General features: G+C 41.9%; 12 protein-coding genes. 6 read left to right on the top strand and 6 right to left on the bottom strand.

Annotated features, from left to right (window positions below; genetic code table 11):
- Nucleotides 1-66: 66 nt before the first annotated feature.
- Both KKZ03_RS04890 and KKZ03_RS04885 read left to right on the top strand, forming a co-directional pair.
- A complete protein-coding gene (locus tag KKZ03_RS04890) occupies nucleotides 67-498 on the top strand; it encodes a YeeE/YedE family protein (protein ID WP_243220425.1) in 432 nt (143 codons plus the stop codon).
- A complete protein-coding gene (locus tag KKZ03_RS04885; protein WP_243220424.1) occupies nucleotides 495-908 on the top strand; it encodes a DUF6691 family protein in 414 nt (137 codons plus the stop codon). Before KKZ03_RS04890 ends, KKZ03_RS04885 begins: the two co-directional genes overlap by 4 nt.
- A 165-nt stretch (nucleotides 909-1,073) precedes the next feature.
- On the opposite strand, the gene KKZ03_RS04880 is transcribed toward KKZ03_RS04885, so the two are convergent.
- Nucleotides 1,074-1,874, bottom strand: coding sequence for a serine protease (locus KKZ03_RS04880; protein WP_243220423.1), 801 nt, complete (start codon nucleotides 1,872-1,874; stop codon nucleotides 1,074-1,076).
- A gap of 393 nt (nucleotides 1,875-2,267) precedes the next feature.
- On the opposite strand from KKZ03_RS04880, the gene KKZ03_RS04875 reads away from it, so the two are divergent.
- Both KKZ03_RS04875 and KKZ03_RS04870 read left to right on the top strand, forming a co-directional pair.
- Entirely contained in the window at nucleotides 2,268-3,977 is a 1,710-nt protein-coding gene (locus KKZ03_RS04875) for an autotransporter assembly complex family protein (protein ID WP_243220422.1), read from the top strand.
- Entirely contained in the window at nucleotides 3,974-7,978 is a 4,005-nt protein-coding gene (locus KKZ03_RS04870) for a translocation/assembly module TamB domain-containing protein (protein ID WP_243220421.1), read from the top strand. The genes KKZ03_RS04875 and KKZ03_RS04870 overlap by 4 nt, the downstream gene beginning before the upstream one ends.
- A 138-nt stretch (nucleotides 7,979-8,116) precedes the next feature.
- Here the strand turns inward: KKZ03_RS04870 and mtnC are convergent, their stop codons facing one another.
- From mtnC to KKZ03_RS04855, 3 genes are read right to left on the bottom strand one after another with little or no spacing between them, the layout of a single operon-like run.
- A complete protein-coding gene (gene mtnC / locus KKZ03_RS04865; RefSeq protein WP_243220420.1) occupies nucleotides 8,117-8,809 on the bottom strand; it encodes an acireductone synthase in 693 nt (230 codons plus the stop codon).
- The gene (locus KKZ03_RS04860) at nucleotides 8,806-9,366 is read right to left on the bottom strand and encodes an acireductone dioxygenase (protein ID WP_243220419.1); all 561 of its coding nucleotides are present in this window, start codon (nucleotides 9,364-9,366) and stop codon (nucleotides 8,806-8,808) included. The genes mtnC and KKZ03_RS04860 overlap by 4 nt, the downstream gene beginning before the upstream one ends.
- Nucleotides 9,366-9,983 (bottom strand): methylthioribulose 1-phosphate dehydratase, encoded by a 618-nt coding sequence (locus tag KKZ03_RS04855; protein WP_243220418.1) that lies wholly within the window; start codon nucleotides 9,981-9,983, stop codon nucleotides 9,366-9,368. The genes KKZ03_RS04860 and KKZ03_RS04855 overlap by 1 nt, the downstream gene beginning before the upstream one ends.
- Before the next feature lie 65 nt (nucleotides 9,984-10,048).
- Between KKZ03_RS04855 and KKZ03_RS04850 the strand changes: the two genes are divergently transcribed.
- Together KKZ03_RS04850 and KKZ03_RS04845 are read left to right on the top strand one after the other, a co-directional pair.
- Nucleotides 10,049-11,056 carry a DUF475 domain-containing protein gene (locus KKZ03_RS04850; RefSeq protein WP_243220417.1) on the top strand — a complete coding sequence of 336 codons (1,008 nt, stop codon included), beginning with the start codon at nucleotides 10,049-10,051 and terminating at the stop codon, nucleotides 11,054-11,056.
- A 77-nt stretch (nucleotides 11,057-11,133) separates the two neighbouring features.
- Entirely contained in the window at nucleotides 11,134-12,030 is an 897-nt protein-coding gene (locus KKZ03_RS04845) for a fructosamine kinase family protein (protein ID WP_243220416.1), read from the top strand.
- Nucleotides 12,031-12,053: 23 nt separating this feature from the next.
- Here the strand turns inward: KKZ03_RS04845 and KKZ03_RS04840 are convergent, their stop codons facing one another.
- Entirely contained in the window at nucleotides 12,054-12,980 is a 927-nt protein-coding gene (locus tag KKZ03_RS04840) for a homoserine kinase (RefSeq protein ID WP_243220415.1), read from the bottom strand.
- A 9-nt stretch (nucleotides 12,981-12,989) separates the two neighbouring features.
- Complete coding sequence (locus KKZ03_RS04835) at nucleotides 12,990-13,328, bottom strand: DUF2782 domain-containing protein (RefSeq protein ID WP_243220414.1); 339 nt, start codon at nucleotides 13,326-13,328, stop codon at nucleotides 12,990-12,992.
- Nucleotides 13,329-13,475: the final 147 nt, after the last annotated feature.

Here is a 13,475-nt window from a genome sequence, read left to right as displayed (position 1 = left end):
TTTTATTGCCAGGTATAAGCTTAACGACCTGGCAGACTTGATATTAACCTTTATTTTGAGATAGATATGGAAAATTTTACGCCTTTTTCGGCATTAGGCGGCGGTGCTTTGATTGGCATCAGCGTTACTTTACTTTTACTCTTTAACGGCCGTATTGGAGGAATTAGCGGTATCATGAACGGCGTTTTTTTTGCGCCAAAAAACGATCGGATGTGGCGATTGATTTTTTTGTTCGGGCTGGTTCTTGGCGCTGTTATTTTTCAATTAGTGATGCCGAATTTTAATCTACCCCGCCAAAATTATCCGCTGTTTTTATTGGGGGCAGGTGGCATTCTGATTGGTATTGGTACGCGTATGAGCGGCGGTTGTACCAGTGGACATGGTATTTGTGGCATTGCCAATTTATCGATTCGTTCATTAATTGCCACACTGACCTTTATGGTGACAGGCATGATAACGGTTTACATTATTCGTCATAGCCTGGAGCTTACCGTATGAAGCAAAATCTAATCGCTTTACTCTGCGGCATACTATTCGGTATAGGCCTGTCGCTTGCACAGATGATTAATCCAAATAAAATAATCAATTTTCTGGATATTACCGGTAACTGGGATCCCAGTCTTATATTTGTCATGATCGGTGCATTGGCGGTTGCTTTTATTTCTTTCCGGTGGATTCTTAAACGCCCGACTCCATTATTGGCAGAGAGTTTTCACCTTTCAAAAAAATTGTTGGTTGATAAATCACTGGTATTGGGCGCCGCCATTTTTGGCATTGGCTGGGGTATGAGTGGTTATTGTCCCGGCCCTGCTGTTACCGGACTTGGATTATTGTCATTGGAGCCGGTTATACTGGTGGTGACAATTTATGTGGGTTTTTTTGCCTATAACCTGTTTGAACGAAAATAATTTATTATTCTTGATCTGAACAGAACTATTTTGTAATGGATTAGGCTATCACCTTCAGTCCGGACAGATAACATCCCTCGAAGAGATGTTATCTGTAAAGTAACCTCATTTCTCTATTCTTGGTATTTATGAAATGAAGTACTGACAAGACATTGGCTGTGGTCACTACAACGCTTTTTTAAGAATATTTTCAACGTGGTTAACCGGTATTGCATAAGAAATTCCACTAGGCTTTGATAAGACGTTTTCTTTGCTTTCCTGTACGAAAACCTTATTAATGACTCCTATAACGAGTCCCGTATCAGGATCATAAAGAGGACTGCCACTATTTCCAGGATAAGCCGTTGCATCTAGCTGAAAGACATTGTACGGATCTTGCAGTCGTTTGAGTATTTTTGCATTGATCTGTTCTGCTCTGATCATCGGTATAACATTAGGCGTGATTGCCGAAACTATGCCTCGATGAGTAACCGGATAAAGCCCTAAAACCATACCGATAGGAAAACCGGTAAAAGCATACAATTGTCCTTCGCGTACTGATGACACAGAGCCTAATTTGAGTGGTGACAAGCGCTCTTCAGTAATTTTTAAAATTGCCAGATCATGTTCTTTATCTATAGCTACCGCTACTGCCAGGATAGCTTTATCGTCATTATCTTTATGATAGAAAATCGCAAGTTGTTCCATATGCTCATTATCAATCTTGTCTGGAATGACATGTGCGTTGGTAACAATCAGGCTACCGTCACCTACTGCAAACCCCGTAGCCAGAAAAACTGCCTTGGGATTGCGTTTTGGCATATAGGTTCCCACTGCGACGATACCCGGTTTTAGGGCTGCCAAGGTATTTGCAAGAGAGGGTTCTCCATAACTGTTTTTAGAAAGACAAAAGGCAATAAAAGTTAATAAAGCTAAGTTGATTGGCAATTTATTAAGAAATGGAATAAATTTTTTGTTAATGCTCATTGGCAAAGCTACCTTGATTGTTGAGACAAATTTTAAACGATAAGGCTGATATTACTGGGTGGATGTCAGTTTCTATGTACATGCTTATTTTTTTATAAAAAATATAAGGCTTAAGCTTTATGTAAATAAAACCGGATGATTTTCTTTTGGTATTGTTGTTTTTTACATGAAAATAAATGCTCTTTAGATGGATAGTGATTTACCTTGTAAACCTTCCTGCTACATAGAAAACGGTGCCCGTTAAAATGTTTTTTTCATTGATAATAATTTAGTCACTTGCAGGAAAATCCTCTATTTACCTTTCCCTGCTGATCAAAAAGAAGGGTATAGTTGGCGTTGGTAATATAAAAAACAACATGTCATACACTATTAATGTGGAAAATTTCGAGATCAATGAGGATAGCATTTTTATTAATGGTGTTGAGTTTTATCGCACCTGCTATTTTTGCAGAAGTAAATATTTCAGGGCTTAAAGGTAACGTTAACGATAATGTTCGCCTTATGTTGTCCATGGAAAAGGAAAAGTGTGAGGCACCGGAATGGAAAATACGTCGCTTATATGTCAAAGCCGATCAAGAAATTGATAAAGGGTTACGAGCATTAGGTTATTACCATGCGGTAGTTAAAAAATCATTGGCTTTTGGTGAGGCGTGCTGGACCGCTGATTTTACTATAGATCCAGGTCCACAGGTTTATATCGCTGATGTTGATATCGCTATTAATGGCACTGCCCATGACGCCCCTGAGTTTCAAAAGTTGCGAGATAAACTTGTTAAAGTAACAGGTAGTCCTCTTGATCATAGCCAATACGAAAAGATGAAAAGTCGAATTGAAGCATTGGCCCTGGAAAAAGGCTATTTGAAAGGGACGTTTACAGAAAAAAAATTGATCATTGATAAACAGCTTAATAAAGCGCAAATCAAGTTAGTATTTGACGCCGGAAAACGCATGGTTTTTGGCAAGATTGTCATTAAGCAGGATATTTTGAATCCTGAGTTTGTAGAAAAATACATTTCGATAAAAAGTGGAGAATTTTACACCAGCGAACAATTGGCTAAAACGCATAACAATCTGTCGAAAACCGGTTATTTTGAGATGGTAGACATAGATCCAGATACTGACACTGTTGATGGGCAAGTGCCGGTTACGATTAATCTACAGCCCAAGAAGAAGCATCATTATTCATTTGGAGTCGGTTTTGATACCGATATCGGTCCGTTGTTGAGTGCATCGTATATTAATCGACGCTTGAATCGTAAAGGCCATTTTCTTACCTCAGAGTTTGATCTTTCACCGGTATTATCGACTGCCAGCGTAGAATACAATGTCCCTTTAAATAATCCGGTTAGCGATTTCTTTAGCTTTGGCGGCGGACTCAAACGTGAAGATACTTCCAGTTTCAAGATGGCTTCAGTGATAATCTCGGGGCGTTTAAAACATGCTCTGGACAGTGGCTGGAAGCAGACGCTTTTTCTCGATCTTGATTATGAAGATTTTACAATAGGGACAACAGCAACCCAGACACTATTATTGGTCCCAGGCGGCAGTTGGCTTAAGTCGGTCTCGAATAACTTGCTACGTCCAAATAAAGGCTATCGGGCAAAGTTTGATGTTAGTGGCAGTTATAAAAATCCGTTGTCCGAGGTCAGCTTTTTTCAAGGCGATTTGTCTGCAGTATGGATGTACCCGTTACCTTGGCGAAGTACGTTTATTGGACGAACAGAACTGGGTGCAACATTGGTTGATCAGTTTGATAAATTACCACCAACCTATCGGTTTTATGCCGGTGGTATTAACAGTATTCGCGGATATGGTTATAAAGAACTGGGGCCAAAGGATAGTCAGGGTTATGTCATGGGTGGTAAGTTTTTAACGGTACTCAGCCTTGAATATGAAAAGGCTGTTTTTGATGACTGGGGAGTTTCTGCTTTTGTTGATAGTGGTGATGCCTTTAATCTGGGCAATATCGTGTTAAAAACCGGTGTAGGCTTGGGTGTACGCTGGTATTCGCCCTTTGGCCCGGTTCGGGTTGATTTTGCCATGCCCATGAATGAATCGAATTCTTCCTTTCAGATCCATTTTGCGGCAGGTGCAAGAATATGAAAAAGCGCCTGGCTCTTTTGATGATTATTTGGATAGTACTGGTTGTTCCTGTTGGCTTATTGGGTTTGATGAGTAGTGAAACCGGCACTGACTGGCTGTTACGCAGGGTTTTTCTGGTTTTTCCTGCACAAGTTTCGGTTATAACAATAGAAGGCCGGTTTCTGGATCGCGTGTCGTTGAAAGGTTTTCATTATCAGAGTGCTACGGAAACAATAGCCATTGATAACTTTGTTTTTGCCTGGCAACCTGAGCAACTTTTTTCGGGTATTTTAAAAATTATTGACGTAGTAGTCACAGATGTAAATGTCAGTGTTACCGAAACAAAAGAGCCGCAAGAAAAAAGTACTTTTGATTTGAATGCCAAATGGTTGATACCGCTACAGATTGTTATCGATAATTTTCTGCTCACGGATATGCAGTTTCATCAAAATGATGCTGTGCAAAAACTTGAAAAACTACAGCTAGCGCTGGCGACTGAAGGTGATCAGCTTAAAATCACTGCACTGACTGTTAATGCACAAGCTATTGCGGCAACAGTAAAAGGGCAGATGACGTTAGGTAAAGGCTTTCCTTTTAGCGTAACGTCTGATTGGCAGGTTAAAGCCGAACAAAACGGCTTATGGCAAGGTTCAACAACAATTACTGGTGACATTAACAAGCTTTTGTTCGATAACCGCTTATCCTCGCCCTTTAAAGTGGCTTTAAAAGGTCATTTGGATGATTTACAAACCAGGCCACGAATAACTGCGCGTGCGGATTGGAGTAAAGTCGTCTGGCCAATTACCAGTCCAGTACCCCAGATAAAAAGTGAACAGGGTAGTGTGGAGCTGGCGGGTTTGCTTGGCGATTACCAGGTGATCTTAAATGGGCAATTAACCCAGCAGTATTTACCTGAGGCCAGTGTGTCATTTAAGGGTAAAGGTAGCCAGACTGCTCTTGCCATTGAAAAATTGGCACTACAATCAAAGACCGGATTATTTCAAATCAGTGGGGATGTTTCCTGGCAGGATTCGCCCTTTTTTGATTTACTTGCAACGGGACAGGATTTTAATCCGGCAATATTACTTCCCGAATTGCCCGGAAACCTGACTTTCAATAGTCATGTTAAAGGTCAATTGGATGCCAAGGCGTTACAAATTGACGCCACTATAAACAAGCTGTCGGGGCAATTACGTGGCAAACCCGTTAGTGCAAACGGTAACTTGGTTATAAACGGTGATGTGCTGAAAGTTGATGGATTGCACATTAATTCCGGTACCAATAAAATTGCTGTCAATGGCACCATGGGACAAGAGCAGGCTAAGCTTGAACTGTCTATTGATACTCCGGATTTACAGGCGTTGTGGCCAACTTTGAGCGGTAGTCTGAAAGGTGAAGGGCAATTGCAGGGGGTATGGAGTAATCCGACTGTAAAATTTCAGGCTCAGGGCAAGCGCTTGCGTTTCGCTGAACACAGCGCCCGGCAGTTAGCCATCAATATTGATTATTCTCAAGAGCCGCAAAAAACCTCGAAAATACAGTTGTCAGCAAGCGCGGTAAAAAGTGGTGCCGTGCAAGTTGACTCAATCCGGCTTGATGGTTTGGGTACACAACTACAGCACAGTTTTAAAGCGGATATCAATTCCGTCGAGGGGAAATTATCGACAGTATTAACCGGGAGTCTCAACGCGGGTAACTGGCATGGTGACGTTTCCAATCTGGATTTAGATTCCCGGGATTTAGGTTTTTGGCGACTGAAAAAAAATCTGGTTGTTAATCTGACTCAAAGTTCTTCAGGGCTTGATGTGGTTGTTGATGAAGCCTGTCTGATTCAAAAAACTGCCTCACTTTGTACGCATGGAAGTTATCTTGGTAACGGTGATCTTAATTTTGCGCTTAAAGCGATGGCATTACCTTCTACGTTAATTAAGGCTTATTTACCTGAGCAAATACAGCTAAATGGGACACTTAATGCCAATACGGAAATACAAAAACAAAAGGGTTTGTTGACGGGTGATTATCAACTTGAACTGTCACCGAGCCGGTTTTTATTACAAGGTAAAGAAGTCGCATTGAATGTATCGAGGCTGTCAGGGAAACTTAACAATGATATTGTTTCCGCAGATATTGATCTGGCGTTGGCAGGCCAGGATTATGTGCGTAGTCAGTTACAGGTGGATACCGGTAAAAGTCAGTTTGTTAGTGGTCAGATATCAGCATCACTACGTGAGTTTGCCCTGTTGGAAGCATTTGTTCCACAATTGTCCGGGACTAAAGGCTTATTAACCGCAGACTTAAGCGTGAAAGGCTCTGTAAAAAAACCGCTTATATCGGGTCAGATAGACCTTACTAATGGATCTGTTGATATTACCGGGCAGGAGTTTGGCCTTCGTGATTTTAATCTTCATGCTATTGCCTCAGGCGGACAAGTCAATCGTATTCAAATTAACGGTTCTGTGTTACCTGCGCTACTAAAGTCGGCTGATTCATCTGAACAAGTGCAGCTAAACGGTCTGGTTAATATCAATGCAGATCTGCAGCAGCAAGCAGGACTGCTTTCCGGAAATTATCGAATTGATAGTCCGCCGATGACGATTTTATCAGGCCCGCGTGGCGCGGTAACAAAAATTCCCTTGGGAGCATCTTCTCTTTCAGGCACCATTAATGGTGATAAGGTATCGGCAGATATGGATATGAAGCTGGTCGGTCAGGATTATTTACGAGCCCAAGTGCAAATCGATACCGGTAAAACGCAGGCCCTGTCCGGTCACATAGCCGCATCAATGCATGAGTTTGCATTACTAAATCCTTTTGTACTCCAGTTATCGAATATTAAAGGACAACTGAATGCAGATGTGGCTTTACAAGGTACTTTGAACAAACCGGGAGCTAGTGGTGCAATAAGCTTTACAGAGGGTGGTGCCGATGTTGGTGATTTAGGTATCAGCCTTCGTGACGTTAAATTTCAGGTATTGGCATCGGGCGACAGTAGTGACCGCATTCAGATAACCGGTGCGGCAAAGTCGGGTGAAGGGTTAATCAATCTTGATGGTTTTGCAAGTTTGCAGGCGCAAGCAGGCGGGCTTGTTGAATTAATGCTAAAAGGTGAGAAATTTGAGATTGCCAAGTTGCCTGAAGCGCAAATAGCTGTTTCGCCGGATTTAAAGCTGGTATTTGCTGATGCACAAGGGATGGTTAGCGGTAAATTAAAAGTACAAAAAGCGGTCATGTTGCTGGAGGATATTCCTGAAAATGCCGTAAAAGTCAGTCCGGATGAAATTATACTCGGGCAAAAAATAGTTGAGGAAAATGTACCTGTCGCTATCCGTATTGATACGAATATAGCTGTTGATCTTGGCAAGCAAGTCAGTTTTTCCGGGCAAGGACTGGAAACTAACCTGACCGGTAATTTAAATATTGTAACGGCTGGCGAGAAAATGGCCATGCGCGGTAATGTTGATATGGTTAAAGCCCGTTACAAAAGTTATGGGCAGGATCTTACCGTACGCAAGGGCCGCTTTATATTTAACGGCCCTGTTGATAATCCCTGGCTGGATGTAGAGGCTATTCGCATTTCAAAAAGTAAAAGGTTTACTGCCATTCTTGAATTGACGGGTTCTCTAAAAGCGCCGCAAACCCGAATATCTTCAGAGCCAGCATTACCGGAATCGGAAGCACTGGCTTATTTGGTTACCGGTGGGCCATTAAATCAGGTAAGCCAGTCAGAAGGAAATATGCTGGCTGCTGCGGCAATATCCTACGGTGGCGGGAAGGCTGCCTGGATTACCGATAAGCTGGGGATAGATGAGTTTGAAGTTCAAGAAGGTAAGACGCTACAGGATACCCTGGTTGCTGTTGGTCAATATCTGACCCCGGATTTTTACGTGGGTGCCAAGGTAGGTTTATTTAACAAACAGGGTGGCATGGTATCAAAATATAAAATTACCAAGGCCATAAATATTGAAACCCAGGCAGGCACCTCGCAACGGGTAAAAATAAATTATGACATTGATAAGGATTAATTACCGTCAGTATTACAGTCAGACTCAGCGGAATTATGGGTAAAGGCGATAGCGATTCCAGTTACAGCACAAAGAGGAATACTTAGCGTGTGCCGTACGCGCCAACTATCCGCAGATGCTTTTAAGTTCTTTAATCACTTATTTGGATGTTTCAGCATTCAAAACTACGCGATCAAAACTGCTTATCTGCCGGTGTTCGGCTTGTGGATCGGGAGTGCTATCCCTGGTTAACCACAAAGTTTTAAAGCCGGCGGTTTTGGCGGCATCAAGTTCTTCTTTAATATCCGATAAAAACAATAGCTGATTTGCAGGAAAACCTATCTGTCGGGCTATGTTTTCATAGGATTTTGCTTCTTTTTTGCCACCGATATGAGTATCAAAGTAACCCGAAAATAAGGGGGTTAAATCGCCATATTCAGTATGGGCAAATAATAGTTTTTGCGCCTGCACGGAGCCTGATGAATAGATGTATAAGTCCAGTTTCTTGGCTTTCCATATCTTGAGGCAAGCTGCGGCATCCTGATAAATATGGCCTTTGAAATCACCTTTTTGATAACCTGCTTCCCAGATCAAACCTTGTAATGACTTTAATGGCGTCACTTTTTTATCTTCATCGAGCCATTGTATAAGCAGTGTAATTATCTGCCCGGTATCAAGTTCTGTACCTGCTTCCCGGCAAGAGTCTGCGAGTAATGCTTTAACTTTTGGCTCTTGTGCATGACGGTGGACATAATCCGCCAGATTTGTCCGTGCATAAGGAAACAATACTTCTTTGACAAAAGCCAATGATGAGGTTGTGCCTTCAATATCGGTGACGATGGCTTTAATCATAAGAGTTCGGCAACGTATTCATCAAATGTCGGAAATGTTTTGGCGATTTCGCTACCGGTAAAATTGGCTACCCAACCATCGGCTGTGGTGAACAGGCGTATACAGGTAAATTTAGGGTTTTCACCCATATCAAACCAGTGTGTAGTATTGGCAGGTACGCTAATTAAATCACCTTGTTCGCACAATACGGCATAGACTTTATCTTCGCTGTGTAAATAAAATAGTCCACGGCCTTCGACAAAAAAACGCACTTCAAAGTCATCATGGATGTGTTCAGCCAGAAATTTTTCTCGAAAGGCAGTTTTTTCCGGGTGATCTGGCGTTAGTTTCATTACATCTACCGATTGGAAGCTGCACTGATGCTTTAATTTGTCTATTGAGTCAGCGTAAGCTTCAAGTACGGACTTCTGATCGGCAGTGTCAGTCAGTGTATACTTGGCTTCCCAGCGTTCAAATTGCACACCTATATTGCCAAGTTGTTTTTGGATAGAGCTAAAGTCGGTGTATTGTTCACCGTATTGGGGCTGGTTATCAGGATAAATAGTTAATGCGCTCATCAGTTTTTGACTCCATGCAGTCGTAGTTCACAATCAAATAAAAAGTCCAGTGCCTCAAGATGGCGTAGCGTTTCTTGTACCGAGTTGCCCCAAGTATAAAGCCCATGTCCGGCAATGATATAGGCCTGACAGTCTCCGTGGCTATCCAGGTAATACTCTACAAGCTCTGCCAGGCGAGGGATGTTTTGGTCGTTGGGGAAAATCGGCACTACAAATCGGGATTCATGTGTGGTGATACCACGAAGCGCTTTTAACAGCTCATAATCTTCCAGGACGATTTCAGATGTAAAAATTCTTGAAATCAAGGTAGCATTAAGAGAATGCGGATGCAATATAGACTGAATATCTGGAAAACGTTTATATAAGGTGGTGTGTAGTACCGTTTCTGCCGACGGTTTTTTTCCGTCCAAAGAATTGGCCTCGGCATCAATTTGCATAATATCTTCAGGTTTTAACTGGCCTTTATGTTTGCCTGAAACGGTAATGGCAATAGTCCCGTCAGGCAATCGCGCGGAAAAATTACCGCTGGTTGCCGGAACCCAGCCTTTACTGTCAATAAAGCGTCCGGCATCAATCAATTGCAGGGTGGCGTAAATAAAAGCGTCGTTATCATTCATTAGGTTGATTTTCAGTTAAATAGTCTTATAGTTGCAGAACAAAAACACTAACCAAAAGGTATTTTATGCAGTATTTTCGTCTTTCTTTTATCGTTACGGCCATTTGCTTGGCTGTAGCTGTTTATTGGGGTGGAATAATGGGCGCGTTAATCGCTCTTATTCTGGGAGTTCTTGAGGTGAGTTTATCATTTGATAACGCTGTTGTGAACGCTTCGATATTAAAGCGCATGGATGAGCGTTGGCAACAGTACTTTTTAACCTGGGGAATTTTAATTGCCGTGTTTGGCATGCGCTTATTGTTTCCCATTTTAATTGTTGCCGTTGCGACAGGGCTTGGTTTTTTAGGTGTTGCCGATATGGCGCTGCACGATCCTGTCACTTATGCGCAGCATTTGAATGACTCGCATGTACAAATTGCCGCATTTGGCGGGATGTTTTTGTTAATGGTTTTTTTCTCGTTTATTTTTGATGAAAACAGGGAATTGCATTGGCTGGGGTATATAGAAAAAAAAATGGCATCATTTGGCAAGCTTGAATCGATTGAAATCATTCTGGCATTAGGCGTGCTGTTAATTACCCCAAACTGGTTGCCCGATGCGATTCGCCTGGATGCCTTGGTTGCCGGTATTTCCGGCGTCATTTTATATGTTATCGTCGATAGTTTGGCGACTTTATTTGAAGATGAAGAAGAAGGCGAAGAAGTTTCGGAAGTCATTAAAAAAGGCAGTGTAATGAGTTTTCTGTATCTTGAAGTATTGGATGCCTCATTTTCATTTGATGGCGTTATCGGTGCATTTGCGATTACCCAAGATGTCGTTATTATTATGTTGGGTTTGGCGATAGGCGCAATGTTTGTCAGAAGTTTGACAGTGTATTTGGTGCGTAAAGGTACTCTGGATGAATATGTATTTTTGGAGCATGGTGCTCATTATGCAATTGGTTCACTGGCTGCCATCATGTTAATCAGCATGACTTATCATATTCCTGAAGTAATTACGGGGCTGATTGGTGCCATTATGATTGGGTTGTCGGTTCTGTCATCTATTATTTATAAAAAAAATCTCGCGAATTAGTCAACTTTGGTGATACCCAAGAATTAAGAAAACGGGCAAGCCGGGTATATTATTCGCAGGAAATCGCTTTAACGGTTATGGATTTTTTATCGATGCATTGGCAAGCTGTATCACAACAGATTGAATCAGTGAGCAGGCAGCCATTTAACGTTGTCTCTGCTCACAGGCTTTCTGGCGGCGACATAAATTCTGCTTTTCGACTGCAAGGTGCAGATAGCTCGTATTTTATTAAGTTGAATGATGCTGATTTATTGGCCATGTTTGAAGCCGAATTTACAGGATTACAGGAGCTGGCAAAAACTCAATCAGTTCGTGTCCCTACGCCGGTTGTTTGCGGTAAAACCGGCGAGCATTCATTTTTGGTGCTGGAATATCTTGAATTTGGCTGTCCCGGTAAAGGCGCTGAGCGTTTATTGGGACAGCAACTCGCGCTTATGCATCAGCAACAGCAGCCGTATTTTGGCTGGCATCGGAATAATACCATTGGCAGTACCTTACAAATTAACAGTCAAAGCCGTGATTGGCCGGCTTTTTGGTGTGAACAGCGTTTGGGATTGCAATTAAAACTCGCGAAAAATAACGGTTATGGCGGCAGACTGCAAGCCAATGGTGAGCGTCTTTGTTGCAATAGCGCGGCATTTTTTGAACATTACCAGCCACAACCTTCGTTATTGCATGGCGATTTATGGGCAGGTAATACGGCTGTTGATAAGTTGGGAATTCCGGTTATTTTTGATCCTGCCTGTTATTATGGGGATCGGGAAGCTGATCTGGCAATGACGGAATTGTTTGGTGGTTTTAGTAGGGATTTTTATGCGGCTTATCAGGCTGTTTGGCCGTTAGACGATGGTTATGCCGTTAGAAAAAAATTCTACAATTTGTATCATATTTTAAACCACCTGAATTTATTTGGTGGCAGTTATTTGCGACAAGCCGAGAGTATGACGGCAATGTTGTTGTCTGAAATACACTGATTATTTTGAGTGGACGCAGGTTATCAACAGATTTGTTGTCTATGCTGCTGTAGTAGTTGTCGAAAAAACAGCGGGTCTTTTTGCTGGATTAGGTCACCGGAGCGAGGATAAATTTGGTGCTCCAATCGGGATAGCCAGAAACGTAAGGCGGCGGCTCTGAGCATGGTTTGCCAATGTTGTTTTTCCAGTGGTTCCAGCGGTTTCAGGCTTTCATAGGCAGAGAGTAATGTGGTTAGTTTATCGGGATTAATCTTTCCGTTTTCACAGCACCAGTCATTAGCCGTTATTGCAATATCAAATAATCGTGTTCCCGTGTAGCCACTATAAAAATCCAGTATGCCGCTGAGTTGGTTATTAACGAACAGGACGTTATCCCTGAATAAATCAGCATGTATAAAGCCCTGAGGGAGATCTGCCGAACTGTTTGCGGCTTGAAAAAGCAGTTCGTCTTTAATCAAGGCAAGGTCTGTAGTCGATAACCGGGCGTTGATTCTGTGCAATAGTGTTTTACACCAGCCCGGATCGTTGTTATTTTTTACCGGGAAAATATAGTCTTGTGTGCACTGATGTACATTGGCCAAATGCCTGCCAATTTGCTGACATTGTTCGATTGATGGTGACAGGGTTGCTATGCCGGATAATCGCTTGAATACTGCTGACGGCTTATTATTAAGTTCATGCAATACCTTGCCTTGTCGGTCTGACTGATGTTCCGGACAGGGGATATTGTGTTTGACAAGATGGGATAGTAGTCGCATAAAATGCGTTAACTCATTGGCTGTTAGTGTTTCAAACAAGGTTAAAACAAAATAGCCCTTGGTGGTTTCTACGAAATAATTGGTATTGTTAATGCCATCTTGTATGCCCTCAAAACTGATGACTTCACCGAGAGCGAAGTTACTAAAGAATTGTTCAAGTTGTGAATGGGTTATTGGTGTATAAACGGACACTGAATCAGATTAATTCCATTCAAAGATTTTCCACATATTAATGTTACTGTCGTTATCCAGATCATTAGTTCGAACATCCATTTTGCCATCACCATCATTATCGATAAAATAATATGGAGGGCCAATATCCGGTACTACTTTAATCATGTAAAGTCTCCCGCCTCTGCGGTATTCTTGTATGGTTTTTTTACCTTTACGAATAATGGTAATGTCAGGTTCCAGTGTCTCTCCACTTTGTACCGGTAGAGGTAGTTCTGGAGTTTCTGGGACGGCTTCAAGAGTCGGAGGTTTTTCATCAATGGCAAATGCCGGAAAAGCAAGGAAACTCAATAGAATAAAACGACGCATGGTAGTGGCTCTTTTATGGTAAATACTGGCGCTATCTTATTATAGTTTTTGGCAGATTGCTTGACTAAAATAACCGGACAGGATTTACTATTTTTTGTAATGGTTTTTAAGCAGTTTTTTTCTATAAATAGCTAGGTTCTGTTGACG

This window comes from Methylobacter sp. S3L5C (assembly GCF_022788635.1).
In the GTDB taxonomy this organism is placed as follows: domain Bacteria; phylum Pseudomonadota; class Gammaproteobacteria; order Methylococcales; family Methylomonadaceae; genus Methylobacter_C.
This window is presented reverse-complemented; position numbering and strand designations above follow the sequence as displayed.

Coding starts and splice junctions, on each gene's coding strand:
- KKZ03_RS04850 (WP_243220417.1), top strand. CDS start 10,049: ATGCAGTATTTTCGTCTTTCTTTTATCGTTACGGCCATTTGCTTGGCT.
- KKZ03_RS04880 (WP_243220423.1), bottom strand. CDS start 1,874: ATGAGCATTAACAAAAAATTTATTCCATTTCTTAATAAATTGCCAATC.
- KKZ03_RS04845 (WP_243220416.1), top strand. CDS start 11,134: ATGGATTTTTTATCGATGCATTGGCAAGCTGTATCACAACAGATTGAA.
- KKZ03_RS04875 (WP_243220422.1), top strand. CDS start 2,268: ATGAGGATAGCATTTTTATTAATGGTGTTGAGTTTTATCGCACCTGCT.
- KKZ03_RS04835 (WP_243220414.1), bottom strand. CDS start 13,328: ATGCGTCGTTTTATTCTATTGAGTTTCCTTGCTTTTCCGGCATTTGCC.
- KKZ03_RS04855 (WP_243220418.1), bottom strand. CDS start 9,983: ATGAATGATAACGACGCTTTTATTTACGCCACCCTGCAATTGATTGAT.
- mtnC (WP_243220420.1), bottom strand. CDS start 8,809: ATGATTAAAGCCATCGTCACCGATATTGAAGGCACAACCTCATCATTG.
- KKZ03_RS04885 (WP_243220424.1), top strand. CDS start 495: ATGAAGCAAAATCTAATCGCTTTACTCTGCGGCATACTATTCGGTATA.
- KKZ03_RS04870 (WP_243220421.1), top strand. CDS start 3,974: ATGAAAAAGCGCCTGGCTCTTTTGATGATTATTTGGATAGTACTGGTT.
- KKZ03_RS04890 (WP_243220425.1), top strand. CDS start 67: ATGGAAAATTTTACGCCTTTTTCGGCATTAGGCGGCGGTGCTTTGATT.
- KKZ03_RS04860 (WP_243220419.1), bottom strand. CDS start 9,366: ATGAGCGCATTAACTATTTATCCTGATAACCAGCCCCAATACGGTGAA.